A 24,526-nucleotide genomic window follows, 5' to 3' on the forward strand; every position below is an offset into this window, starting at 1 on the left:
TTGAATTTCGGAGCATCAAATGCCTGCCCACCGCCCTGTGAATATCGCCCTGATCGGGGCTGGTCGCATCGGTTCCTTTCATGCCGAATCCGTCGCGCGCCGGCTTGTCGACGCAACCCTGGTCGCGATCGCCGACCCGGCGGAGGGAGCGGCGGAAGCGCTCGCCAGAAAGCTGGATATTCCAACCGCCGTGACCGACGTCTCGTTGGCGCTCGCCGACCCGGCGGTCGAAGCCGTCGTCATTGCTTCGCCGGCGCGCTTCCACGCCAGCCTTGCCATTCAGGCGGCCGAGGCCGGCAAGGCCGTCTTCTGCGAAAAGCCGATGGCACTGACGCTTGAGGAAGCGGACCGCGTGATCGCCGCTGCGTCCAAGGCGCGGGTGCCGCTGCAGGTTGGCTTCAACCGTCGCTGGGACCAGGCTTTCGCCGAAGGGCGAGCCGCGATTGACGCGGGCAAGGTGGGGACGCCGCAGTTGATCCGGTCGCTGACGCGCGATCCCGGCCCTTATGGCGGCAATCCGGAAAGGACGCCGCGCTGGACGATCTTCTACGAGACGTTGATCCACGACTTCGACACGCTTGTCTGGCTCAACCCCGCAGCCCAGCCGGTCGAGGTCACGGCAATCGCCGATGCGCTTGTGCGCCCCGATGCCAAGGACAAGGGTTTTCATGACACGGCCGTCGTCACCATCCGCTTCGACAACGGCTCGATTGCCGTAGCCGAAGCCAATTTTTCCGCCATGTACGGCTACGATATTCGCGGCGAAGTCTTCGGTTCGGGCGGCATGATCACCATGGGCGATGTGCGCCGCTCGAGCATGATCCTCTTCGACAAGAACGGCGTCTCCAACGATACGTGGCGGCGCGACACCGATCATTTCGTGCACGGCTACACTGCTCAGCTTGCCTCCTTCGTAGGCGCGGTTCGCAGCGGCGTGGTCAACGGGCCGACCGGTCAGGACGCGCGCACCGCGCTTGCGATCGCTCTTGCATGCATCAAGTCGGTGGAAGAACGGCGCACCGTGTCGATGAACGAGATCTGAAGAATTGCGGCAAGGTGGTGGGACATGTCGGTTTCCGATCACGGCACCAATCGGGCGGCGACCTTTGCGGACCTGAAAAGAGGGATTGCCTGTCGCGAGCTTGTTTTCCCGCCGCAAGTCGAAAAACTCGCCGCAGTCGCCTTTGCGCATCCTGAACTTCTGGCTTTCGACAGTGCGGTCAAGATTGCTGCCAGCACCGGCGTCTCGAAGACGACGGTCGCCAGGTTCGCCAGGCTTCTCGGCAAACGCAGCCTGAAGGAGGCAAGAAATGTTTTCCGCGAGGAACTCCAACGGCGTCATGAAGCGGACGCCGGGCGGGCAGGTCCGTAGCTGCCACGGCGACAGCGTCTATCACTTTCCTTTCAGCAATTTCAGGCTTCAGTGATCACGCAGTCACCGTCCGGTTGCGGGCGACGATTTCGTCGTGTGTCAACCTGCCGCCCGCTGCCATGAATTCTCTGAGGAGAGCGTCGCGATTGCCGGGCGCGCGAGAGCGGTCGGCCGACCGCAACGCCGACGTCAGCTCGTGCGCCGTCAGTTCCGTGCAATAGGCCGCAGTGCCGGGCTGCTGACGCCAGGAGTCGCCGAGCCTTCCAGAGTCGAGCGCGTCGAAGCCGGTGACCTCCACCAGTTCCATGGCCTTGGCCTTGGCCTTCGGGTCGTCGCCAGCGACCGGAATGGCGATGCGTCCAGATGCTCCGGCCGGTTGTCCTTTCTCGGCCAGTGTCGCCGCCAGCACGGCGTTCCATGCCTTGACGACGGGGCGGCCTATCTGCTCGCTCACCCAAGCGCTTTCAGGCTTGCCGCCATCGACCCCCGCAATGGCCCCGTCGCGGAGCGGATAATAGTTGGAGGTGTCGATGACAGTGACATCGGCAGGCGCTTCGTTGAACAGATCGGCGAGATCGCGATAGTTCGCGAACGGGATCGAAAGGATGATCACCTCCACGCCTCGCACGGCTTCCTCTTTCGTCACAGCGGCAGCTCCAATGTCATGGGCGAGATCACGGATGGTGCCCGGCCCCTTCGAATTGGCGAGCTTGACCTCATGGCCGCTTGCGGCAAGCTTTCGCGCCAAAGTGGCGCCGATGTTTCCAGCGCCGATAATTCCGATCTTCATGGGTGTCCTTTCGTTAATGTCGACGAGCGCCCGCCTCAGACCGGCAGCCCGAGTTGCTTTCGCAGGCTCTTGTCGAATGCGGATGTGGGGACGAAACGGCGCAGGAAACTGACCTGGCGCGCTATTTTTCCCGCCGCATAGCGCCTCTTCGGGGCGGGATCGGTCGCAGCCGCCAAAACGGTCTTGGCCACCACTTCGGGCACATCGCCTTTTTCCATCGCCTTCCGCACCGCTATAGTCATGCCGGCGCGCGCAGCGTCATAGATATCGAGCAACTGATCCGGCCTGGCGAGATTGTCTTCAAACGACGTACGGGTATAGGCGGGCTCGACCAACGCGACGCGAATTCCGAACGGTCGCAGTTCATGGTCAAGCGATTCGGAATAGCCTTCAACGGCATGTTTGGTGGACGAATAAAGCGCGAAATAGGGAGCGGGGATGAACCCCTGCACCGAGCTCAAGTTAACGATTCTGCCGCTCCGTTGACGCCGCATCGTCGGCAGCACCGCGTTGATCATTCGGATGACGCCGAAGACGTTCACGTCGAACAAAGCCTGGGCCTGGGCTGTCGAGGATTCCTCCGCGCCGCCAAGTAGGCCCATGCCGGCATTGTTGACAAGCAGGTCGATGCGCCCCGCCTCGGCCAGCACCTCGTCGACCAGTTTCGCCACGGACGCATCGTCGGTCACGTCGCAGCTCAGCATGGTAATGCCGTCGGATTTTTTGGACACTGCGCGACGGCTGGTTCCGAACACGCGAAAGCCCGCGTTCTGCAGGGTCTTGGCCGTCACATGCCCGATGCCGGAGGATGCCCCTGTGACGATGGCGACGCTAGGATTGGTCTTATTCATGGAGATCACTTTCTTGGGTGAGATTGGAGTGGGGAAAAGCAGGAAAGGCCGGAGCAAAAGCGTCGATCATGAGCGGCTCGACCCGTTCACGCCGTGTCCGTCCCACCGCCGGAACAACGCGCTGGCATTCACTCCGCCGAAGCCGAAACCGTTGGCGATCGCGTAGTCCATCTCCATTGACCGAGCCCGGTTTGCGACGAAGTCGATCCCTTGGCCGGTTGGATCGGGGGCGCTCAAATTGAGGGTAGGCGGCGCCACCTGGTCCCTGAGCGCCAGGATCGTGAAGATCGCGCCAAGCCCGCCGGCGGCGCCGAGCAGGTGTCCGGTCGCCGACTTCGTTCCGCTGACGGCTATCGAAAAATCTGTGCCGAAGACCGTTTTGATCGCTTCGATTTCTCCCAGGTCGCCCACCGGCGTGGAGGTCGCGTGCGCGTTGAGATGGCGGACCTCACGCGGTGAAATGCCGGCCTGGGCGATCGCGATCTCCATGGCGCGGCGCGCGCCGTCGCCGTCCTCGGGACCGGACGTGACGTGATGGGCATCCGCCGTCGTGCCGTAGCCGACGACCTCGGCGAGCGGCTTCGCGCCGCGCGCAAGCGCATGGCTCAATTCCTCGATGACCAGGATGCCGGCGCCTTCGCCCATGACGAAACCGTCACGGGTCATGTCGAAGGGACGGGAGGCTTGGTCGGGACGGTGATTGAAGGAGGTTGAAAGCGAGCGTGCCGCTGCAAAGCCGCCGAGACTGACGACATTCATGCATGCTTCGGTGCCGCCGCACACGGCGATATCGGCTTCATTGGCGCGGATGATGCGCGCCGCATCGCCGATCGCCTGGATGCCGGCGGCGCACGCCGTTACCGGTGCGCCGATGTGGCCTTTGAAGCCGTAACGGATCGTGATGTGGCCCGCGGCGAGGTTCACCAGGAAAGACGGCACCGTGAACGGTGAAAGACGCCGAACGCCGCGCTGGTCGACCGTCCGCACCGCCTCGGTTATGGCAGGAAAACCTCCGACACCTGAAGCGATGATCGTCGCGGTGCGAAGCCGGTCATTTTCCGAGGCGGGCTTCCACCGCGCCTGAGCCAGCGCCTCCTCCGCCGCCGCCAGCGCGAAAAGAATGAAGCGGTCGATTTTACGCTGATCCTTCGGTGCCATGAAAGCATTCGGATCGAGGCCGGCTTCGGGATCCTCTTCCAGGGAAGGAACCACGCCGCCGATCTTCGCGGGCAAATCTCCGACCACGTCGTCTGGAAGCCTTCGGATGCCCGAGCGGCCGGCCAGGAGACGCGACCATGACGTCTCGACATCGGCGGCAAGGGGCGTGACCGCGCCCATGCCCGTGACAACAATCCGTCGCATCTATTCTCCTATCAATCTGAGTCGCCAGCACCGCGCCGTTCAAGCGGTGACGGTGTCGCGAACCTGTTCGGTCGCCGCATCCAGAAAGGCTTGGGCGAGGTCGGGATCATTGACGACGCGCGAGAGGACCACCGCACCGACCATCGTCGAGAGGACGGCCATGGCCTTTTCATTGGTTTTCTCGCTGTCGGCCTTGGCAATCATGCTGCCGAGGACTTCAAGATATGCGCTGATCCCGGCTTCGAACGACGCTTTCACGTCGGTCCCCTGTCTGGCGGCATCCGAGCCGAGCGCCGCGACCGGGCAGCCATCCATCCTTTCGTCGCTATGTCCCTTACTGAGATAGAAGTCGATCACCGCGCCAAGCGGATCGTTTGGGCTCGCAGCGGTCGCCGCCGCCCATCGATGGGCAGCGCTCTCCATCGCCCGCTTGGACGCTTGCGCCGCCAGATCCTCCTTTGATGCGAACTGTTTGTAGAAAGCGCCTTGGGTCAGCCCGGCACCCTTCATCAGATCCTTCAGCCCGATACCATCAAAGCCGTGCTCTCGAAAAAGCCGGCTTGCCACATTGATTACCGTTTCGCGGTTCTCCGCGGCCTGAATGCGACTTACGCGCATCGTCATCTCCTTTTTTAGATTGCGTATGAAATCTATATCAGGTATAGAGTGTGAATGCAATCTATTTTAACAGGAGGCGACGGGCATGAAAAAGAAACACGTTATTGGGCTGGGGAGCATTTTGGTCGCGGGGTTGGGTGTGGCGGCATTCGTCACACTTTCCATTCGCACGCAGGCTGCTTCCGCAGCGGCCGACCCGAGGCAGGAACCACCGATCGTCAGACTGGTGACGCCAGTGGAGGTGACAGGATCCGAACGCGGCTTCACGGGTACAATTGCCGCGCGGGTGCAGAGCAATCTTGGTTTTCGTGTACCCGGCAAGATCGTCGAGCGACTTGTAAATGTCGGCGAACAGGTCAAGGCGGGCCAACCGCTGCTGCGGATCGACGATACCGATCTGGCCCTTGCGCTCGCCGCCAAGCGCAACGCTGTCGCCGCGGCACGCGCTGCCCTGGTTCAGACCAGTGCGGACGAAAAGCGCTATGCCGTTCTGGTCAAGAAGGAATTGGCCGCAACCCCGCAGCGCTACGAGCAGGCGAAGGCAGCACTTGATACCGCGACGGCACAGCTTGCCGCCGCCGAAGCGGAAGCGAAGGTCGCGGAAAACGAGGCGGCCTATTCCGTCCTGGATGCGAACGCCGACGGAACGGTCGTCGAAACGCTTGGCGAGCCGGGACAGGTTGTCGCCGCCGGACAAACCGTGGTTCGGATCGCAAACGCCGGCCCCCGCGAAGCGGTGGTCGCACTTCCCGAAACGATCCGGCCGGCGATCGGATCGGTAGCCGAGGCGGGCATGTATGGAGCCGATGGGCGGCATTTTACGGCGCATCTGCGGCAGCTGTCGGACGCGGCCGATCCCCAGACCCGTACCTATGAGGCCCGTTATGTGCTCGATGGTGAGGCCGCGGCAGCACCGCTTGGCGCGACGGTAACCATCCGGCTTGCAAGCCAGGCAAGTCAAACGGAAGTCCAGGTGCCGCTCGGAGCCGTGCTGGATGACGGCCAGAAGACCGGCGTTTGGAGCTTGGACGGCGCAACCTCGACCGTACACTTTCGGCCCATCAAGCTTGTTCGTGTGACCAGCGAAACTGCCGTGATCTCCGGACTGAGTTCCAGCGATCAGATTGTTTCGCTCGGCGCTCATCTCTTGCAGGAGGGCGCTCGCGTCAGGACTGCCTCTGAAGACAGGAGCAACTGATGAGCCTCAATTTTTCCGCGATCGCCGTTCGCGAGCGAGCCGTCATCCTTTTCTTCATTATTCTGCTCGTCGCCGCCGGCGCCTACGCCTTCCTCATGCTTGGACGGGCGGAGGATCCCAATTTCACCATCAAGACCCTGACGGTCACGACGGTATGGCCGGGCGCGACGGCGCGCGAGATGCAGGACCTCGTCGCCGAACCGTTGGAGAAGCGACTTCAGGAGCTGACCTGGTACGACCGGGTGGAGACGACAACACGGCCGGGCTATGCGTATTTGACGGTCACGCTGAAGGACAGCACACCGCCATCGAGCGTCCAGGAGGAGTTCTACCAGGCCCGTAAGAAACTCGGGGATGAAGCCCGTAATCTGCCGCCCGGCGTGCTTGGGCCATTCGTCAACGACGAATATTCCGATGTGAGTTTCGCTCTTTACGCCCTCAAGGCGAAGGGCTTGCCTATGCGGGAACTGGCGAGGCAAGCCGAGACCATTCGCCAGGACCTTCTGCATGTGCCTGGCGTCAAGAAGATCAACATCCTGGGCGAACGTCCCGAACAGATATTCGTCGAGTTTTCCTATGCCAAGCTGGCAACCCTCGGCGTGTCGGCGCAGGATATCGTTGCCGCCTTGCAGCGGCAGAACACCGTCACACCGGCGGGCTCGATCGACACGGAGGGGCCGCAAGTCTTCATCCGGGTTAATGGCGCTTATGACAGTGTCCAGGCGATCGCCGACACGCCGATCGTCGCCGCGGGGCGGACGCTGAAGCTCTCCGACATCGCCGAGGTCCGGCGCGGCTACGAGGATCCTGCCACTTACGTCATCCGTCACCAGGGCGAGCCGACCATCATGCTCGCGGCGGTGATGCAGGAGGGCTGGAATGGTCTTGAACTCGGCAAGGCGCTGGAGGAGAGATCGGCGGCGATTGCACAAACGCTGCCTCTCGGGATGACGCTGGCCAAGGTCAGCGATCAGGCCGTGAACATCAGCTCGTCGGTGAACGAGTTCATGCTCAAATTCGCGATGGCGCTCGGCGTGGTGCTGCTGATCGCCCTGATCAGCATGGGTTGGCGCGTCGGCATCGTCGTGGCGGCCGCCGTTCCTCTGACGCTTGCGGTCGTCTTCCTCATCATGCTGGAAACCGGCCGGTTCTTCGACCGCATCACGCTCGGCGCCCTCATCCTGGCGCTTGGCCTTCTCGTGGACGACGCCATCATCGCCATCGAGGTGATGGTGGTGAAAATGGAAGAGGGCATGGACCGCATCAAGGCGGCGGCCTATGCGTGGAGCCATACCGCGGCGCCGATGCTGTCGGGCACGCTCGTGACCATCGCCGGGTTCCTGCCGGTGGGCTTCGCGCGCTCGACGGCCGGCGAATACGCCGGAAACATCTTCTGGGTCGTGGGCTTCGCCCTCATCGTCTCCTGGGTCGTCGCTGTGGTCTTCACCCCGTATATGGGCGTCAAGATGCTGCCCGCGATCAAACCGGTCGAAGGCGGCGTCCACGCCATATACGATACACCGAACTATCGGCGCCTTCGCCGGCTCATCACCTTTGCCGTGCGCCACAAGTTTGTGACCTGCGCTGCCGTCGGCATTGTCTTCGCGCTTTCGGTTGTCGGCATGAGCGGTCTCAAGCAGCAGTTCTTCCCGACATCCGATCGCCCTGAAGTGCTGGTCGAGGTTCGCCTGCCGGAAGGCACCAGCATCGAGACGACGACCGCCACGGTCGAGAAGCTGGAACACTGGCTTGGCGACCAACCCGAGGCCAAGATCGTGACGAGCTATGTCGGCCAGGGCGCTCCCCGCTTCTTCTTTGCCATGGCGCCGGAATTGCCGGATCCCGCCTTCGCAAAGATCGTCGTGCTGACACCGGACGCGGAGGCACGCGAGGTGTTGAAGCACCGGCTGCGTGAAGCGGTTGCGACAGGGCTTGCCCCCGAAGCGAACATCCGCGTTACGCAACTCGTATTCGGACCCTACACGCCGTTCCCGGTCGAGTTCCGGGTCATGGGGCCTGATCCCGCGCAATTGTACGCCATCTCTGAGAAAGCTCTCGACGTCATGCGTGGCGTGCCGGACGTGCGGCAGGCCAGTCGCGACTGGGGCAATCGCACGCCGGTACTGCGCTTCATACCGGATCAGGATCGACTGAACCTCATCGGCCTGTCGCCGGCGGAGGTGGCCCAGCAGCTCCAGTTCCTCCTCACCGGCATCCCGGTCACGCAGGTCCGCGAAGACATCCGCAATGTCCCCATCGTGGCACGCAGCGCCGGCGGCGAGCGACTGGATCCATCGCGTCTGGCGGATTTCTCACTGATGAGCCGGGACGGCCGCCAGATTCCACTCGACCAGATCGGCCATTCGGAAGTCCGTCTGGAGGAGCCGATCCTGAAGCGCCGCGATCGCACACCCGCCATCACGATCCGCTCGGATATTAATGAGGCGACGCAGCCTCCGGAAGTTTCCAAGCAGATCATGACGGCCCTCCAGCCGCTGATTAAATCCCTGCCTGCCGGCTATCGCATCGAAATGGGTGGATCGATCGAGGAGGCAACCAAGGCCAACACAGCGCTGGGTAAGGTCTTTCCGGCCATGCTCGCCGCCATGCTGATCGTCATCATACTGCAGGTGCGATCCTTCTCGACGATGTTCATGGTTGTGCTGACGGCACCGCTCGGCCTCGTTGGCGTCGTACCGATGTTGCTGGCCTTCAACCAGCCCTTCGGGTTCAACGCTATCCTGGGCCTGATAGGACTGGCGGGCATCCTGATGCGTAATACGCTGATCCTGACCGAACAGATCAAGGAGAACCGTGCCGCCGGCCTTGACGACTATCGCGCCGTCATCGAGGCCACGGTGCAACGCACGAGGCCGGTGATCCTGACCGCACTGGCCGCCGTGCTGGCTTTCATCCCCCTCACGCACTCCGTCTTCTGGGGATCGATGGCCTTCACGCTGATCGGCGGCACGGCGGCCGGCACGGTGCTGATCCTGCTGTTCCTCCCTGCGCTCTATGTCGCGTGGTTCCGGATCAAGCCGGCGGCGGATGAGACCCATCAGGATTTGACGCATGAACCGGAACCGGTGCTGCGGCTAGCAATGGCCGCCGAATAGGGGTCGGTCGTCGCAGGAGACGGGTCAAGTTCCCGCCCGCAGGATCTGCCTTGCGGGCGGGACGATCTTACCCGTTTACAGAGGATCGTCCGCACGAGCCCGCATGTCCGATCGATCAGTTTCGGAGACATTGATGAATCACCCGATCGGAATGCGAACTGATCTCGACGAGGTGCGCGCACGCATTCTGGAGGTGGCGGAGGAGCACTTTCGCCGCATCGGCTACCATAAGACGTCGATGGCCGACATCGCCTCCGACGTCGGCATGAGCCGGGCGAATGTCTACCGCTTCTTTCCCTCCAGGGCTGCGATCAACGGGTTCATCTGCAAGCGGATCCTGAACGAGGTCGCCGACATCGCGTCCGCGATCGTACGTGCGAACGCCACGGCCTCGGAGAAACTCAGTCGGCTTTTGATCGCAGTCCACCACCATGGCACGGCGACACTGATCGAAGAAAAGCACATGCACGACATGATTGTCGCCGGCATGGAGGAGAACTGGGCGATCGTCAAAGCTCATATCGAGTGGATAGTAACGATCTTCGAGGCGATTATTCGCGAGGGCGTCGATGCGGGCGAATTCACGGTCGGCGACCCGGCAGAAGCGGCGCGTGCCGTCAAGACCGCGTTCATGCCGTTCTTCCATCCGCTTCTGATCGAGCATTGCGTCCAACACGGCGAAGACAACGAGGCGAGCCTGCGAGAGCAGATTCGCTTTATACTGAAAGCTCTCGGCAAGTCGGATTAAGCTAGAGGAGCCGTCGAAGGCCGGCGCCGCCCCCGTTTCCCAACCTCAGTTCCTATAACGAAGTGCCTCGACGACCACCGCCATCGCCGGCGAGAGCTGCCGCCGGCTCGGATAATAGAGGTGATAGCCCGGGAAGGGCAGGCTCCAGTCGTCAAGCACGAGCGTCAGCCGCCCCTGCGCGATGTGATGGCTGACGAGGTTTTCCGGGACGTAGCAGATGCCGTAGCCGCTTAGTGCCGCGTCGACCATAGGCAGGGTCGAGTTGAAGGTCAGCTGGCCATCCACCCGTACTCGAAGCTCGCGGCCCTTTTTCTCGAACTCCCAGGCATAGAGCCCGCCAAACGTCGCCTGGCGCAAGCTGATGCAGTCATGCCCGACCAGATCCTGCGGTATCCTTGGGACGGGGCGGCGCGAGAAATAGCCCGGCGAGGCGACGGCCACCAGCCGCCAGTCCGGGCCGATCCGTACCGCGATCATGTCCTTGTCGACGCTCTCGCCGAGCCGCACGCCGGCGTCGAAGCGTTCCTCCACGATGTTGCGCATGCCGTTGTCGCTGTAGAGTTCGACCCGCAGGTCTGGATAGCCGCGAAGCACGGGCTCGAGCTTCGGCCAGACGATCGTCTGCAGCGCATGGTCGGACAGCGTGATGCGGACAGTGCCGGAGGGCTTGTCGCGGAAGGCGACCAAGCCTGAAATGTCGGACTCGATCGCCTCGAAGCGCGGCGCAAGCGATTGATAAAGCCGCTCGCCCGCTTCGGTCGGCGCCACGCTTCGCGTCGTGCGGGTCAAAAGCCGTACGCCGAGCCGGGCCTCAAGCTGCTTGATGGTGTGGCTGAGCGTCGACTGTGACGTGCCGAGCTCCGCCGCCGCTTTGGTGAAGCTGCGCTCGCGCGCGACAGCCAGGAACCACAGCAGATCCTTCATGTCCTCGCGCTGCATTGGCACTTTCCTTTGGCCGTTCTTCGTGAGCCGGTCATCGCCAAGGCCGTGTCGCCCAGGCCAGCTCCCACGTCCTTCTCCCGTCAATTCATATCATGAATCGATAAGTCCATGCAGATTAGGACGGCTAATCGAAATAGTACCGCGGATTTATATAGCCCCCAGCGCGGCGAGCCAGGAGCGGACCGAGATGAAGATCAGGATGACGTTCGACGACCATACGATGACGGCCACGCTCGACGACAATCCTTCGGCGCGGGATTTCTTTTCCATGCTGCCGCTCCATCTCACGATCGACGATTACAGCAGCAACGAGAAGATCGCCTATCTGCCGCGCAAGCTGACCGAGGAAAGCAGCGGCCCGTTCGGCAATGAGCAGCCCTACGACCTTTGTTATTTCATGCCATGGGGCAATCTGGCCATGTTCCACGACGGCTACCGCCACCCCGGGCTGATCAGGCTCGGCCGCTTCGAGGAAGGCCAGCAAGCCTTGCACGTTCGCGGCGAGTTCCCGCTTCACATCGAACGCATCTGACAGGGAGATCACCATGGACATTCTTCGCGCAGGCACGAGGCCTTCCGGCAAGGGGCCGGCCGACTGGTTCACCGGCACGGTCCGCATCGATCCGCTCTTCAACCCCTTCGAAGCCGAGCGGGTGCAGGGCGCGCAGGTCACCTTCGAGCCAGGCGCCCGCACCGCATGGCACACGCACCCGCTCGGGCAGACGCTGATTGTCGTCTCAGGGCGCGGCCGCGTGCAGCGCGAGGGCGGGCCGGTCGAGGAGATCCGGCCCGGGGACGTCGTCTGGTTCGCGCCCGGCGAAAAGCACTGGCACGGCGCGTTGCCCGATACCGCGATGGTTCACATCGCCATTCAGGAAGTCAAGGACGGCAAGGTCGTGGACTGGCTGGAACATGTCAGCGACGCCGACTACGGCGCCTGACCTTCACCGAACCGAACGAAAGGAAAGCAGAATGCTCGGAACCATTCTTTACAAGCCGGGCGACATCCGCTGCGAGGAAGTCGCCGACCCGAAAATCCTCCGCCCGACCGATGCCATCATCAAGCTCTCGGCGAGCTGCATCTGCGGTTCGGATCTGTGGCCTTATCGCGGCCTGCAACCGGTCGAAGACCCGATGCATATGGGCCACGAATACTGCGGCATCGTCGTCGAGGTCGGCGCGGAGGTGCGCACGGTGCGCCCCGGCCAGTTCGTCGTCGGCTCGTTCTGTCTCTCCGACAACACCTGTCCGCACTGCCGCTTCGGCTTCCAATCCTCCTGCGAGCAGCGCGAGTTCATGTCAGGCGCTCAGGCGCCCTATGCCCGCGTGCCGCTGGCCGACGGGACGCTGGTGGCCACCTCCGAGGTTCCGCCGGCCGAGCTGGTGCCCGATCTTTTGGCCGTCTCGGACGTTCTCGGCACCGGCTGGTATGCCGCCGACGCGGCCGAGGTCCGTGAAGGATCGACGGTCGTGGTCGTCGGCGACGGCGCGGTCGGCCTGATGGGCGTGCTCGCCGCCAAGGAGATGGGCGCGGAGCGCATCATCGCCATGAGCCGGCATGAGAGCCGCCAGAAACTCGCCCGCGAATTCGGCGCGACCGACATCGTGGCCGAACGCGGCGAGGAAGGCATTGCGCGAATCAAGGATCTCACCAAAGGCGTCGGCGCGGATTCGGTGCTGGAATGCGTCGGCACGAGAGAATCTTTCGACCAGGCGCTGGCCTGCTCGCGGCCCGGCGGCACGATCGGCTATGTCGGCGTGCCGCATGGCGTGAGCTTCGACGGCCAAAAACTGTTCTTCGGCCAGAAGCGCATGCTGGGCGGCCCGGCGCCGGTGCGCCGCTTCCTGCCGGACCTGATGGACCGCGTGCTGCAAGGCCGTATCAAGCCCGGCAAGGTCTTCGACCTGAAGCTGCCGCTGGCCGAGGTCGCCGAAGGCTACCGCGCCATGGACGACCGCCGCGCCATCAAGGTCATGCTTGAGGTCTAAGGTCCGTCGAGGGAGGCGAGGCGCTTGAGCGTCAATCTCCAGCGGCGCAGGAGGGCGCCGACGGCGGAGCCGCCGATCTCCCCAAAAGGAGGGATTGGATGTCACGCCGGCTTTCGCCAATCGCCAGCGTCTACAGGGACAAGAGCGGCGGCGAAGCTGCAATTCCGCTGCAGGGACGCGAGCGCCGGGAACAAAGCGCGCCGCCGCCGGTTGAGAACGGTCAGCAATCGAGCTGCGGAAAGGTCACGTCATGCCGGGAGCGGCGAAACTTGCGGAACTTGTCGAGCGGCAGGAACCGCTCACCTTCCGCTTCGCGGATGACGGCCTGGTGCCCAACCATCCGCGCTGGCCGATGATTGTCTACCGCGGCGCCGTGGCGCTGCCCGACGATGTCAATCCGGCCGCCGTCTTCGAGGATCTCTTCAGCACGAACGGCTGGGGCGACGGCTGGCGTAACGGCATCTACGATTACGTCCACTACCATTCGCGCATCCACGAAGTGCTGGGCATCGCGCGCGGCACGGCCGAGGTGCGCTTCGGCGGCGACAGGGGCGAGGTGCTCACCGTGAAGGCCGGCGACGTGGCTATCCTGCCGGCCGGCACCGGCCACCATCGCCTATCCTCTTCATCTGATTTGCTGGTCGTCGGCGCCTATCCGCCATTCGGCACCTATGATCTGTGCACGCGCCCCGAGCAGCATGCCGAGGCGTTGCGCACGATCCCGAAGGTCGCCCGTCCGGAGAAGGATCCGGTCTATGGCAGCGAAGGCCCGCTGCTGATCGCATGGAGCGACGACTGAAGTGGCAAGGATCGTCGCCGTCGAGCATCTGACGCTGGACGGTGTCTTTCAGGCGCCGGCGCGTGCCGACGAAGACACACGCAACGGTTTTGAACATGGCGGCTGGGGCAATCCGGGCAGCGATGCGAAGATGCAGGAGGTCATCGGCCGTACCATGGCCGGCGGCTGGTCGCTGCTCGCCGGCCGCACGACCTATGAGGATCTGCACGAAGGCTGGGTCGTCAGGCAGCCGGCCAGTCCGATGACCAGGGCGCTGACCGGCGCACACAAGTATGTCGCCTCGCATGACGCTGGCTACGAACTGCGCTGGGAGAATTCGATGCTGCTTGCCGGCGACGCGGGACAGACGGTGCGCAAGCTCAAGCAAGGTCACGACAAGGCGCTGGTCATGTTCGGCAGCGGGAAGCTGCTGCGCGCGCTGATGCGGCACGGGCTTGTCGATGAGCTGGTGCTGATGGTCCATCCGCTGGTGCTGGGCGAGGGCTTGCGCCTTTTCGAGGCGGGGCAGGCGCGTTCGACGCTGAAACTTTCGAGCCAGGTCACGACCGCAACGGGCGTGGCGATCCTCTCATACACGTTCGACATCAAGGAAACAGCGGCTTGAAAACGGGGCGCCGCCGCTCCGGCTACGGATACTGCGTCTTCTTCGGCGCGTAGGTTGCCGGGTCGAAATCCAGTTCCTTCGGCAACGGCTGGCTTGAGCACTGCAGATGCATCTGACGGGCGAGAAGCCGTCGCTGCTGCTGTTCATGTTCCTTGACCGCCGCCACCATCCCCATACTGTAGGGCCCAAGCAGGACGCCGAAGCCCCAGCCGGGATGCTCCTTCTCGCGGGCGGCATAATCCGAAGCCGCCACGCGGGCCTGCTGGCATTCCGGCGATGCCCATTTCGGATCCAGCCGCGAAAGCGAGGCGCCATAGTCGGCCGGAGACGACACGCATCCAGCCATTGCCGCGCTCAGCGCGACGACCACCGCAACTCTCATGCTTGAGTCCCTGCTAATTCAGGGCGGACAGTACACGGATCGCTTCTTCGCACAAGCGAGATGGCCGTGGAAGGCAGGTGGCTGGGGCCGGCCAGCCGCCATCGCCGTCCCCTCCTTATGAGATACGTTCCCGCATTTTTTTCGACGCCTCGTTCCGTTTCCACCCGTCGTTTCGTCCTAGGTTCGTCCGCTACAACAGGAGAGCCGCGATGGCTGGAATGGTCGTCATCTACAAGCAGCCGGCTGACGTCAAAGCGTTCGACAAGCACTATTTCGAGACGCATATACCGCTGGCCAAGAAGATCCCGGGTCTCAGGAAATACGAGGTCAGCCAGGGGCCGATCACGGTAGTGGCCGGACCATCCGACGTCTACCTGATCGGGACGCTGCATTTCGACGATCTCGACGCCATGAAGAAAGGTTTCGCGAGCCCCGAGGGAAAAGCGGCCGGGGCGGATCGCCGGCTTTACGCACCTGACGAGTCAGGCGTTCAGATGTTCCTTTTCGACAGCAGGGACGTTTAAGCCGATCCGCCGGGGCCGCCTGGAGGTGGCGCGAACCTGCGGCTGAGATACGCCGACCCTGCAAGGCCGAACCGCCACTCGAATTCCACCGCCTTGGTAAGGCCGATGCGGCGGCCGCTGACGATCGCGGCAGGATCGGTCCGCGAGGGGGCAAATTCGAAGGGCGGCGCGGTCAGCGGCAGCCGGTTGTGCGAGCCGTCGATGCCGAGCGCCTGGCAGAGCTTGCCGGGACCGGAGCAGAGCAGCCGCTCGTCATCCATTCCGCGCCGGTCGCGCATCTCGACGATGCCGGATTGCGGCTGGATCGCGCGGATCAGCACCGCGCTGCCTGGCAGGCACACCGCATTCAGGCACCAGTGCAGGCCGTAGGAGCGGTACACATAGGCGGTGCCGGGCGCGCCATACATCGGCGCATTGCGCGGCGTGCGGCCGCGATAGGCATGCGAGGCGGGATCGTCGGGCCGGTACGCCTCGGTCTCGACGATGATGCCGCCGACAGTGTTCAGCGCAAGCCTCGCGCCGATCAGAGCCCGTGCCACGACGAGCGCGTCGCGGGCGAAGAAATCGGAACCACGATCAGGGGGCATGGCGATCGATCGGACAGGCCATTGTTGGCGTTCGATCAACCCAAAAGGTTGCGCGCCGCGCGCATGAAGATTTTCGAGCCGATCGGGATCAGGTCGTCGGGGAAATCATAGTCGGGATTGTGCAGCGATGGATGGCGCTCGCCGGCGCCGAGGAAGAACATCGCCGACTTGGCATTGTGGCCGAAAATGCCGAAATCCTCCGAGGCGCGCATCGGCAGCGTCTCCTCGCTGCGTGCCACACCTTCTTGGTCGAGCGCGCGGTTGAGATGCGCGACCGCGTCCGGCGCATTGACGCTGGCGACAAAAATCTCGTGATAGTCGAAGCGCGCCGAGAGGCCATGCTTGGCGGCGATCCTTCCGGCAAGCGCTTCCGCGGCGTCGACCTGCTCGGACATGCGCTCGTCGCGCCGCGTCCGCAGCGTCGCCCACACCTCCGCATAGCCGGGCGCGATGCCGAACACGGCTTCGCCCATCCTGGCATGGGTGACGGTCACCATGCCGAAATCCTCATCAGTGAAGGTGCCGCGCGCGAGCGCGGGCAGCGCCGGCATCAACTCGCTCAATGCCGGCATCGGCGAAATGCCGGTTTCGGGCATCGAGGAATGCGCGGTCTTGCCTTCCAGCACGATACGCACGCCGCGCGAGGCGCAGTTGACGGTGCCGGCCTTGAGCCGCGCCTCGCCGAACGGCACGCCGGGCAGGTTGTGCAGTGAAAAGGCGAAGTCCGGCGCGATCTCGCCAAAACGCGGATCGGCGACGACGCCGGCCGCACCGTTGCCGGTCTCTTCCGCCGGCTGGAACATCAGCACGACGCGGCCGCGCGCCGGCCTGTCGCGTCCGAACTGGCGGCCGAGCGCGGCCAGGATCGCGGTGTGCCCGTCATGTCCGCACATATGCGACTTGCCCGGCACCTGCGATGAATGCTCGACGCCCGAAAGCTCCTCGATCGGCAGCGCATCGAGTTCCGAGCGGAACAGCACCGTCGGCCCGCCCTGCCCACTGTCATAGACCGCCGCCACACCATGGCCGCCGAGCCCCGTCAGCACCTTGTCCGGTGCCGTGTCGGCGAGGAAGCTGACGACCTCCTTGGCGGTCTTCTCCTCCTCGTTCGAGATTTCCGGCTGCCGGTGCAGTTTGCGCCGCCATTCGGTCAGCTCGACGAGGTCTCGGTTGGTGAGGGCCATGGTGGGGCTCCGATTGGCTTGCCGGTCACACAAACACGATAGGGTTTTTCTCGCGCCGTGCCATACGGATCAATTCCGATAGTCCATCGGCGAATTCCAGAACATAAGCGTCGGGGCTGGATTCGATGAGCTTTAGTTCGCGTTCGAGTTCGCCGAAGCTCGGCTCCTCGATGACGTCTCCGCTATGGCTGCCGGAATAGAGGACGAGCCGCTCCGCCTTTCGACAGTCAGTGGTCGATGGCTGCCGCTTCAACGGCGCCGGACGGGAGTGCCACGCGCCTTCAATCGAGAAATGCACCGTAAACCGCTGAAATCCTTAACACGATTTTCATCCCGCTCGCCTAACCAATGGGGCCATGACAACGCATGACGAGCGGCTGGTTGCAGGTCCCTCTTCCGGGGGACGGAGCGAGGCCGTGGAAGCCGGCATCCTGCGCGATCAGCTCGCTGATCTCAGCAAAGGCGTCTTCATCTCGATGCCGGTCGGCACGGTGCTGTCGGCGCTGATCCTGGCCGTGCAGCTGCTGTCGGGCGGCGGCCTTGCCGCGGTGCTGTGGTTTGCCGCGATCGCCCTGATCAATGGCGCGCGCGTAGTGCTTGCTGTCGCCCGGTCGGAAGCGGCCGACGACAGGCCGCAGACGCCCGGCGCCCGGCTTTCGCTCTATGGCCTGCTGGCACTCGCCTCGGGCGTCGCCTGGTCGTTTCTGGCGCTGCTGAGCGACGGATACGCCACACCCCAGGCGCCGCTCTATCTCATCGTGCTTGCGGGCGCCTCGGCCGGTTCGGTCACCTACGGTTCCTCCTACGCGCCGGCTTCGATCAATTTCGTCACGCTGCCGCTTCTGATCGCCGCCGGCTGCGTGCTGGCGAATGGCGGCGTCGAAAATTTCGTGCTCGCCTTCACGATCGTGCTTTTCCTCGGCGGCATGATTAGAAGCGCGCTGCTGGGACAATCCCGCTTCCGCGAGACGAGCCGCCTCAAATACGAGGCGCGCGAGTTCGCCGCTGAGATGGAACGCAACTCCAGGCGCGACCCGCTGACGAATCTGCTCAACCGCTATGGCCTGGAGCAGGCCATTCGCCAGCTCGGCCTTTCCGACGGCCCGTTCGTGGCCATGCTGATCGACCTCGACGGCTTCAAATCCGTCAACGACACCTATGGCCACACCGTCGGCGACAACCTGCTGGTCAAGGTGGCGCGCAGGATCGAGGACCACGCCCCGCGCGACGCGACGATCGCGCGCATCGGCGGCGACGAGTTCGTGCTGCTTTTTGCGGCAGGCAAATCCCTGCAGCCGACGAGCGAGCTTGCGTCCGCCATCATCGCGGCCATCGCCAATCCGGATCCGGAATTGAATTCGGTGCGCGTCGGCGCGTCGATCGGCATCTACCAATCGGAAAAGCCGCGCTTGACGGAAATGCTGCTCAAGGCGGATTTCGCGCTCTACGCGGCCAAGCGCGGCGGCCGGAACGAATATTGCCTCTTCGATGCCGCGCTGGACGCCGCGCTGGAACGCAAGAACTGCATCGAGCGCGACCTGCGCGGCGCGATTGTTGCCGGCACGCTCTGCTCCTGGTTCCAGCCTTTGGTGCGGCTCGACACCGGCGCGGTCGTCGGCTTCGAGGCGCTGCTGCGCTGGCGCCACGATGTCCATGGCGCCATCTCGCCGCCCGAGATCGTCACCGCCGCGCGCGAAACCGGCCTGCTTTCGCTTTTGACCGAGACGGTATTCCTCAATTGCTGCGCCATGATCGCGGAGCTGGTGAGACAGGGGCGCCCGGATGTGCGGGTCGCGATGAACCTTTCGCCGCGCGAGCTCGAGGCCGGCAATGTCGACGACATGATCCTCGACGGCCTGAAGGCGAAGAATGTGCCGGCCGCGATGCTCGAGATCGAGATCACCGAAGAGGCGCCGGTCGACCGCGACAGGGTCGACGAAAAGGTCGGGCGCCTGGCGGATGCCGGCATATCGATCGTTCTCGACGATTTCGGCACCGGTTTCTCGACCCTGGTGTCGCTGAAGGACAGCCGCATCCGCAAGATCAAGATCGACAAGGATTTCGTGCGCGATCTGGCGAAATCCGTGGAGGACCAGGCGCTCGTCGAGGCGGTCATCGGCCTTGGTCGCACGCTGGGCATAGAGGTGATGGCCGAGGGCGTCGAAACCGACGCCGACCGCATGATCCTGCGCTCGCTGGGTTGCATGGTCGCGCAAGGCTATCTCTTTTCGGCAGCACTTCCGATGCGCGACGCGCTCGCCTTCGACGCGGCCGGCACATCCGTCGCAGAGGCCCGTTTCGAGCCACGGCGCAATCCCCGCAGCGGCAACGCCGCCTGACCGGCCGCCCGACAGTCTCAACCATGTCGGCATTCATCGTCATTCGGCAGGCAAGGAGCCTCGAAAGGGCAGGGTAGCCGCGAAGCGCGGCACCCATGAAACCTTTTGATTTTTGGGCCGTTGTCGCGCGATGCCCCCGGCCAAGCACAAACCGAAACCGGCCGACAGCGCCACATCGCGCGGTGCAGATAAGCCGCGCCCGGCGAAGTCGCATCATGAGAAGCCGCGCCAGTCGAAACCGCGCGGCGCCCCGAAGTCGCGGGCGCACGAAGCGCCGCAAGACAAGCTGCAAGAAGACAAGTTGAGACAAGACAAGGCGCAAGGGCGGAAGGCGCAGCCACCTGCCGACGAGAAGCAGCGCGAAAAGCAGCCACGACCCGCCGACGCCGCGCCCGAGGCCATCGGCCATGCCGGGTCGCCGCCGCCGGAGGCGAACGAACCCGGCCCGAAACTGACGCCGGAGGAGACCGAGCGGGCGCGCAAGAAATACCTGCTGCGGCGCTTCTGGATCAGCGGCCGCGGCTATTGGGGCCTGCATGGCGACAGGCTCGCCTGGCCGCTGACGATCGGGCTCTTGGTGCTGATCTGCGTCAATGTCGGCTTCCAATACGGCATCAACCGCTGGAACCGCGCGATCTTCGACGCCATCGAGCAGCGCGACGCCAACACCGTCTACTGGCTGAGCGCCGTCTTCCTGCCGCTGGTCGCCGGCAGCATCAGCCTGGTCGTCGCCCAGGTCTACCTGCGCATGACCATGCAGCGCCGCTGGCGCTCCTGGCTGACCACTTCGGTCATCGCGCGCTGGCTCGACCACGGCCGCTACTACCAGCTCAACCTCGTCAAGGGCGACCACGCCAACCCCGAGGCCCGCCTGACGGAGGATCTGCGCATCGCCACGGAATCACCCGTCGATTTCATCGCCGGCGTGCTCAACGCCTTCCTGTCGGCCTCGACCTTCATCGTGGTGCTGTGGACCATCGGCGGCGCGCTGAGCTTCACGCTGGGTGGCCTGGCCATCACCGTGCCCGGATTCCTCGTCGTCACCGCGGTCATCTATGCGGCGATAACCTCGACCTCGATGTTCGGCATCGGCCGCCGCTTCGTCCAGCTTTCCGAGGATAAGAACCAGTCGGAAGCCGAGTTCCGCTACGTGCTGACGCGGGTGCGCGAGAACGGCGAGAGCATCGCGCTGCTGGGCGGCGAGGAGGAGGAGAGCGCCGGCATCGACCGGACATTCGCCGGTGTGCTCGGCCGCTGGGCGCGGCTCACCGGCCAGCACATGCGCACCGCGCTCGTCTCGCAAGTCTCCAGCCTGTTCGCGCCGGTCGTGCCGATACTTTTGTGCGCCCCGAAATTCCTCGACGGCTCGATGAGCCTCGGCCAGGTCATGCAGGCGGCTTCCGCCTTCGCCATCGTGCAGGGTGCGTTCGGCTGGCTGGTCGACAATTATCCGCGGCTTGCCGACTGGAACGCGTCGGCCCACCGCATCGCCTCGCTGATGATGTCGCTGGACGTGCTGGAGCGCGCCGAGAAGAACGACACGCTGGGCCGCATCCAGCATGGCGAGACCGCAGACGGTGCGATGCTCTCGCTCGACGATCTCTCGGTGACGCTCGACGACGGCACCGGCGTGGTCAAGGAAACGGAAGTCGAGATCGAGCCCGGCGAGCGGGTGCTGGTCTCGGGCGAATCCGGCTCGGGCAAGTCGACGCTGGTGCGCGCCATCGCGGGACTCTGGCCCTGGGGCAGCGGCGGCGTCGATTTCCACCCGGGCAAGCGGCTCTTCATGCTGCCGCAGCGCCCCTACATCCCGTCCGGCACGCTGCGCCGCGCCACCGCCTATCCCGCCGCCGCCGACAACTGGAAGAAGGCCGAGATCACTGCTGCCCTCGACAAGGTCGGCCTCGGCTACCTGAAGGATCGGCTGGGGGATGAGGCGCCGTGGGACCAGACGCTGTCGGGCGGCGAAAAACAGCGCCTCGCCTTCGCCCGCCTGCTGCTGCATGCGCCCGATATCGTCGTGCTCGACGAAGCGACCTCGGCGCTGGACGAGAAGAGCCAGGACAAGATGATGCAGACGGTGATCCAGGAGCTGCCGAAAGTCACCATCATCAGCGTCGCCCACCGCGCTGAGCTGGAAGCGTTTCATACGCGAAAAATCACGCTGGAACGGCGCGAGGGCGGGGCGAAGCTGGTCAGCGACGTCGAGCTCGTGCCGAAGAGGAAGCGCGGATTGCTGCAGCGGGCGCTGTGGGGGAGCGGGGAGAACGGCGATAAGGGGTAGGGGAGCTCCGAGGTGATGGGCAATCGCCAACGGCGCTCCCCCACTCCGTCTCGGCTTCGCCGAGCCACCTCTACCCCGCTCCCGCCGGGGCGATCGCATATGAGTCTTGCGAAGAGGGACCCCCACCCTAACCCTCCCCACAAGGGGGAGGGAACGCTGCCGCGCCTTCTTGATGGTCATGGTCCAAACCTCAGTAATTTGGCGGGATCAGCGCCAGCGAGGTCCCCCTCCCCCTTGTGGGGAGGGGTTAGGGGTGGGGGTATTCGTAGGGCGAAAGCCTCGGCCTTATATGCGATTGCTCTGCGCTCCCGAGGGGGGCGAGGAACCCAAGCTCCCCGACGCTGCCCTTGGCGATATGACGTTGAGTCCGGGCGTTTTTGCCGCTTTACTGGAAGCGGGCAAAAAGGGGGAGCATGGTGAAGGGGGTCGCGGTCTTAACCGAGGGAAGAAGCGGTTCGAGCTGGCTCGGAAGCCTCACGAATGCGACAGGCGTCATGGGCGTTTCGCGAGAATGGCTCAAACCGTTGCATCTGGGCCCCGAGCCGCGCGCCTACGATGCGCTCGAGGAAGCAGTCATCCGCAAATCCTCGACCGAAAACGGCCGCTTCACCGTCAAGGTGTTTCCCCGCCATCTGGCCTGGTCGAAGGGCAAATGCGGCAAGGATTTCCTGTTCGAAGTCCGCGGGAAGCACGGTCTGGGCTTCATAACGCTTGAACGCCGCGATCGCCTTCGGCAGGCCATTTCCTTCTACCGCGCCAGCGTTTCGAATTCGTGGGCAAGCTGGGAAAAGGGCGCCGGTTCTCCCGTTCCCTACAGCTTTGCCGGCATCAGCCGGGCGTTCTTCCAGATTGAGCAGAGCTTCGCATTCTGGCGCGCCTATCTCGACCTTTCGCAATTGCCCTACCGGCATTTCGTCTACGAGGACCTGCTGCCGGATCCGCGGCCCTATCTCGAAGCCGTGGCCGAATTGCTCGATGTTCCGGTGCCAGTGACCGTGCCGGTCTCTGAATTCAAGGTTCAGCGCGATGACCTCACCGAGGATTGGGTAAGGCATTTTCGGCAGGAAGCCGCGCGGATGGGCGCCATCGAGGCGATCGAGGAGGCGCCGGTGCCGCGCACGCTCGACAATTTCGCCCGCATCGCCCTGAAGCGGCCTTTGAGCCGAAGGCGCTTCTGACCGGCGCTGCGAGGCCGCAGACAAGGCGGCGGCGCTTCGGCTAGAATTCCGCCGGACTATCGAAGGGGAGTATCGAGGTGAACGAAAAAACCAATCCAGCGCAGCCAAGGCCGCTCGCGGAGATCGCCAGCTATCACGCCCATATCTATTTCGGCGGACCGGCCGAGCGGCGGCATGCCGAATGGCTGCGCCTGCGCATCGCCGAACGTTTCCGCGTGCGCCTGGGCAACTGGCGCGACGAGCCGGTCGGCCCGCACGAGCAGGCCATGTACCAGGTCTCCTTCGCCACCGAAATTTTCGCCTCGCTGGTTCCGTGGCTGATGCTGAACCACGGCGGCCTGAGCATCCTCATCCACCCCAACACCACCAACCCCAAGCGCGACCATTTGGTCGACCCGATCTGGATCGGCCGCCCGCTGGCGGTGCACGGCGAGGTTCTCGGCGAGGAGGACGAGGCGGAAGAGGCGCTGGAGGTGAATACGCAGCCGACGCTGGGGGCGTAGGGGCGACCTCCGGGCCGATCTTCGATCGAAAAGGGAAAAGGTCTCGCCGTAGACGCCGCTGAGCAAGCGGTTCGAGGTCGCTCCGCCCATTTCTCGCCTCTGCCCCGGCTCTAATCGCCCCAAGAAAAATTAGCAGCTGCTGATTCAACTGCGTTAGGGCCGGCTTAGTGGAGAAGGCGCATCCTTGCGCTTGTCTCGCAGAACCCCCCTCGGCGAGGCAAGGACCCGGCCTGCAAAGTCTCGCGTCACGAGGCCGGGTCGCGTTGGAGGACGATGATCAGGCGATTCTGCGCCTCGCGGTTGGAACATACGGGGCAGGCAAATATTAGGAGACACTAACGAAAAGCGGAGCACCGGGATGAGGTTCGTCGCCATCCAAGATCCGGTTGACCAATGGCTTGTCTACGACCGCTCGACGGATCTGCCGGCCGAGGCGAACGACCGATTGCTCATGGGGCTATCGCAAGCGGAAGCCGAGCGACTGGCCTGCGAGGCCAATATTCAATAGCTCCTGCTGCGCAGGCTGTTCAACACTCTCGCTCTTTCAGAACAAATCATAGGCACTGCGAACCCGGAAAACGGGACAGTTCAGGCCATCGGCGGTCCAGAGGCTGGCGGCCGGTTTTTCAACCTTTGAACGAATTTCCACCCGGACGACAGCTGGACAGGCTCGGCGACCTGCGACGGGAAGCGCTTGAGGCACGACATCGCTGTCGATGAAATGGCCGAAGGGGACGAGACCCTGACCGTCTCCGTATATGACGAAGCGGCCGTTCATTCCGCAACGCCCGCGGTTTCGCAATCGCCTGCCGTCAAAAGCTAGTAGGAATGGGGCCAGTAGGAATGGGGCCAGTAGGAATGGGGCCAGTAGGGATCGGGCCAGCAGGGATCGGGCCAGTAGGGATCGGCTGCTGGGCAGGCTGATCCTCGAGGGCAGGAACATTAGCGCTCGCGAAAGGTTTCCAGAGAAGTCCTGCACAGCTTGGGTGAAACCATGGCCGAGTTGGCATTCGCTTTCGTCTATTATTCCGGGCTGACCGGCAGCGACATGTTGGGCGCCGTCGTGTCCTTGACGGCGGGCCTGCTTGTCTACAACGTTCTGCGTGAGGACCGGCCAAACCGATAGGCGCCGACGCGAGGCGATGGCAGCGAGCCG

General features: G+C 63.9%; 26 protein-coding genes and 1 pseudogene. 17 read left to right on the forward strand and 10 right to left on the reverse strand.

Annotated features, from left to right (window positions below; translation table 11 throughout):
• Positions 1-19 precede the first annotated feature (19 nt).
• Both RFM68_RS23200 and RFM68_RS23205 read left to right on the forward strand, forming a co-directional pair.
• Entirely contained in the window at positions 20-1,042 is a 1,023-nt protein-coding gene (locus RFM68_RS23200; protein WP_320235348.1) for a Gfo/Idh/MocA family oxidoreductase, read from the forward strand.
• Positions 1,043-1,066: 24 nt separating this feature from the next.
• Positions 1,067-1,372 carry a MurR/RpiR family transcriptional regulator gene (locus tag RFM68_RS23205; protein WP_320235349.1) on the forward strand — a complete coding sequence of 102 codons (306 nt, stop codon included), beginning with the start codon at positions 1,067-1,069 and terminating at the stop codon, positions 1,370-1,372.
• 55 nt (positions 1,373-1,427) lie between these two features.
• Here RFM68_RS23205 and RFM68_RS23210 read toward each other — a convergent pair whose 3' ends face one another.
• From RFM68_RS23210 to RFM68_RS23225, 4 genes are all read right to left on the reverse strand, one after another.
• The gene (locus tag RFM68_RS23210) at positions 1,428-2,201 is read right to left on the reverse strand and encodes an NADPH-dependent F420 reductase (protein ID WP_320235481.1); all 774 of its coding nucleotides are present in this window, start codon (positions 2,199-2,201) and stop codon (positions 1,428-1,430) included.
• Positions 2,198-3,013, reverse strand: a complete 816-nt coding sequence (locus RFM68_RS23215) for an oxidoreductase (protein ID WP_320235482.1) — start codon at positions 3,011-3,013, stop codon at positions 2,198-2,200. Before RFM68_RS23215 ends, RFM68_RS23210 begins: the two co-directional genes overlap by 4 nt.
• 66 nt (positions 3,014-3,079) lie before the next feature.
• Positions 3,080-4,375, reverse strand: coding sequence for a beta-ketoacyl-ACP synthase II (gene fabF / locus RFM68_RS23220; protein WP_320235350.1), 1,296 nt, complete (start codon positions 4,373-4,375; stop codon positions 3,080-3,082).
• 39 nt (positions 4,376-4,414) lie between these two features.
• Positions 4,415-4,993: a TetR/AcrR family transcriptional regulator gene (locus tag RFM68_RS23225; protein ID WP_320235351.1), complete on the reverse strand. Its 579-nt coding sequence runs from the start codon at positions 4,991-4,993 to the stop codon at positions 4,415-4,417.
• 85 nt (positions 4,994-5,078) lie between these two features.
• Between RFM68_RS23225 and RFM68_RS23230 the strand changes: the two genes are divergently transcribed.
• The 3 genes from RFM68_RS23230 (at position 5,079) to RFM68_RS23240 (ending at position 10,055) form a co-directional block, all read left to right on the forward strand.
• On the forward strand, positions 5,079-6,191 hold the full coding sequence (locus tag RFM68_RS23230; protein ID WP_320235352.1) for an efflux RND transporter periplasmic adaptor subunit: 1,113 nt from the start codon (positions 5,079-5,081) through the stop codon (positions 6,189-6,191).
• Positions 6,191-9,307: an efflux RND transporter permease subunit gene (locus tag RFM68_RS23235; protein ID WP_320235353.1), complete on the forward strand. Its 3,117-nt coding sequence runs from the start codon at positions 6,191-6,193 to the stop codon at positions 9,305-9,307. Before RFM68_RS23230 ends, RFM68_RS23235 begins: the two co-directional genes overlap by 1 nt.
• 133 nt (positions 9,308-9,440) lie before the next feature.
• The gene (locus RFM68_RS23240) at positions 9,441-10,055 is read left to right on the forward strand and encodes a TetR/AcrR family transcriptional regulator (RefSeq protein WP_320235354.1); all 615 of its coding nucleotides are present in this window, start codon (positions 9,441-9,443) and stop codon (positions 10,053-10,055) included.
• A 45-nt stretch (positions 10,056-10,100) separates the two neighbouring features.
• Here RFM68_RS23240 and RFM68_RS23245 read toward each other — a convergent pair whose 3' ends face one another.
• The gene (locus RFM68_RS23245) at positions 10,101-10,994 is read right to left on the reverse strand and encodes a LysR family transcriptional regulator (RefSeq protein WP_320235355.1); all 894 of its coding nucleotides are present in this window, start codon (positions 10,992-10,994) and stop codon (positions 10,101-10,103) included.
• Between the two features lie 172 nt (positions 10,995-11,166).
• Between RFM68_RS23245 and RFM68_RS23250 the strand changes: the two are divergent.
• From RFM68_RS23250 to RFM68_RS23270, 5 genes and pseudogenes are all read left to right on the forward strand, one after another.
• Positions 11,167-11,529: pseudogene (locus tag RFM68_RS23250) on the forward strand (cyclophilin-like fold protein); the annotation flags it as partial.
• A gap of 13 nt (positions 11,530-11,542) precedes the next feature.
• The gene (locus RFM68_RS23255; protein WP_320235356.1) at positions 11,543-11,938 is read left to right on the forward strand and encodes a (R)-mandelonitrile lyase; all 396 of its coding nucleotides are present in this window, start codon (positions 11,543-11,545) and stop codon (positions 11,936-11,938) included.
• Between the two features lie 31 nt (positions 11,939-11,969).
• Positions 11,970-12,986 (forward strand): zinc-dependent alcohol dehydrogenase family protein, encoded by a 1,017-nt coding sequence (locus RFM68_RS23260; protein ID WP_320235357.1) that lies wholly within the window; start codon positions 11,970-11,972, stop codon positions 12,984-12,986.
• Between the two features lie 250 nt (positions 12,987-13,236).
• Complete coding sequence (locus RFM68_RS23265) at positions 13,237-13,785, forward strand: cupin (protein ID WP_320235358.1); 549 nt, start codon at positions 13,237-13,239, stop codon at positions 13,783-13,785.
• Position 13,786: 1 nt separating this feature from the next.
• Positions 13,787-14,389, forward strand: coding sequence for a dihydrofolate reductase family protein (locus tag RFM68_RS23270; protein WP_320235359.1), 603 nt, complete (start codon positions 13,787-13,789; stop codon positions 14,387-14,389).
• Positions 14,390-14,411: 22 nt separating this feature from the next.
• Here the strand turns inward: RFM68_RS23270 and RFM68_RS23275 are convergent, their stop codons facing one another.
• A complete protein-coding gene (locus tag RFM68_RS23275; RefSeq protein ID WP_320235360.1) occupies positions 14,412-14,771 on the reverse strand; it encodes a hypothetical protein in 360 nt (119 codons plus the stop codon).
• Between the two features lie 209 nt (positions 14,772-14,980).
• Here RFM68_RS23275 and RFM68_RS23280 point away from each other — a divergent pair, with 209 nt between their 5' ends.
• Positions 14,981-15,295 carry an EthD family reductase gene (locus RFM68_RS23280; protein WP_320235361.1) on the forward strand — a complete coding sequence of 105 codons (315 nt, stop codon included), beginning with the start codon at positions 14,981-14,983 and terminating at the stop codon, positions 15,293-15,295.
• Here the strand turns inward: RFM68_RS23280 and RFM68_RS23285 are convergent.
• The 3 genes from RFM68_RS23285 to RFM68_RS23295 are packed head-to-tail and all read right to left on the reverse strand — an operon-like array spanning position 15,292 to position 17,364.
• Entirely contained in the window at positions 15,292-15,882 is a 591-nt protein-coding gene (locus RFM68_RS23285) for a DNA-3-methyladenine glycosylase (RefSeq protein WP_320235362.1), read from the reverse strand. The two genes, RFM68_RS23280 and RFM68_RS23285, sit on opposite strands and share 4 nt — an antisense overlap.
• A 35-nt stretch (positions 15,883-15,917) precedes the next feature.
• Entirely contained in the window at positions 15,918-17,066 is a 1,149-nt protein-coding gene (locus RFM68_RS23290; protein ID WP_320235363.1) for an amidohydrolase, read from the reverse strand.
• Positions 17,067-17,091: 25 nt separating this feature from the next.
• Complete coding sequence (locus tag RFM68_RS23295) at positions 17,092-17,364, reverse strand: hypothetical protein (RefSeq protein WP_320235364.1); 273 nt, start codon at positions 17,362-17,364, stop codon at positions 17,092-17,094.
• Between the two features lie 118 nt (positions 17,365-17,482).
• Here RFM68_RS23295 and RFM68_RS23300 point away from each other — a divergent pair, with 118 nt between their 5' ends.
• The 5 genes from RFM68_RS23300 to RFM68_RS23320 all read left to right on the forward strand — a co-directional run bounded on the left by RFM68_RS23300 (position 17,483) and on the right by RFM68_RS23320 (position 23,878).
• Positions 17,483-19,405: a putative bifunctional diguanylate cyclase/phosphodiesterase gene (locus RFM68_RS23300; protein WP_320235365.1), complete on the forward strand. Its 1,923-nt coding sequence runs from the start codon at positions 17,483-17,485 to the stop codon at positions 19,403-19,405.
• Positions 19,406-19,535: 130 nt separating this feature from the next.
• Positions 19,536-21,689, forward strand: coding sequence for an ATP-binding cassette domain-containing protein (locus RFM68_RS23305; protein ID WP_320235366.1), 2,154 nt, complete (start codon positions 19,536-19,538; stop codon positions 21,687-21,689).
• A 413-nt stretch (positions 21,690-22,102) separates the two neighbouring features.
• Positions 22,103-22,867: a Stf0 family sulfotransferase gene (locus tag RFM68_RS23310; RefSeq protein ID WP_320235367.1), complete on the forward strand. Its 765-nt coding sequence runs from the start codon at positions 22,103-22,105 to the stop codon at positions 22,865-22,867.
• Between the two features lie 77 nt (positions 22,868-22,944).
• Positions 22,945-23,370, forward strand: coding sequence for a DOPA 4,5-dioxygenase family protein (locus tag RFM68_RS23315; protein ID WP_320235368.1), 426 nt, complete (start codon positions 22,945-22,947; stop codon positions 23,368-23,370).
• A gap of 358 nt (positions 23,371-23,728) precedes the next feature.
• Positions 23,729-23,878: a hypothetical protein gene (locus tag RFM68_RS23320; RefSeq protein ID WP_320235369.1), complete on the forward strand. Its 150-nt coding sequence runs from the start codon at positions 23,729-23,731 to the stop codon at positions 23,876-23,878.
• A 36-nt stretch (positions 23,879-23,914) separates the two neighbouring features.
• Here the strand turns inward: RFM68_RS23320 and RFM68_RS23325 are convergent, their stop codons facing one another.
• Positions 23,915-24,148, reverse strand: coding sequence for a hypothetical protein (locus RFM68_RS23325; RefSeq protein WP_320235370.1), 234 nt, complete (start codon positions 24,146-24,148; stop codon positions 23,915-23,917).
• Between the two features lie 216 nt (positions 24,149-24,364).
• On the opposite strand from RFM68_RS23325, the gene RFM68_RS23330 reads away from it, so the two are divergent.
• On the forward strand, positions 24,365-24,496 hold the full coding sequence (locus tag RFM68_RS23330) for a hypothetical protein (protein ID WP_320235371.1): 132 nt from the start codon (positions 24,365-24,367) through the stop codon (positions 24,494-24,496).
• Positions 24,497-24,526 lie beyond the last annotated feature (30 nt).

Source organism: Mesorhizobium montanum (assembly GCF_033977145.1).
Lineage (GTDB): Bacteria > Pseudomonadota > Alphaproteobacteria > Rhizobiales > Rhizobiaceae > Mesorhizobium > Mesorhizobium montanum.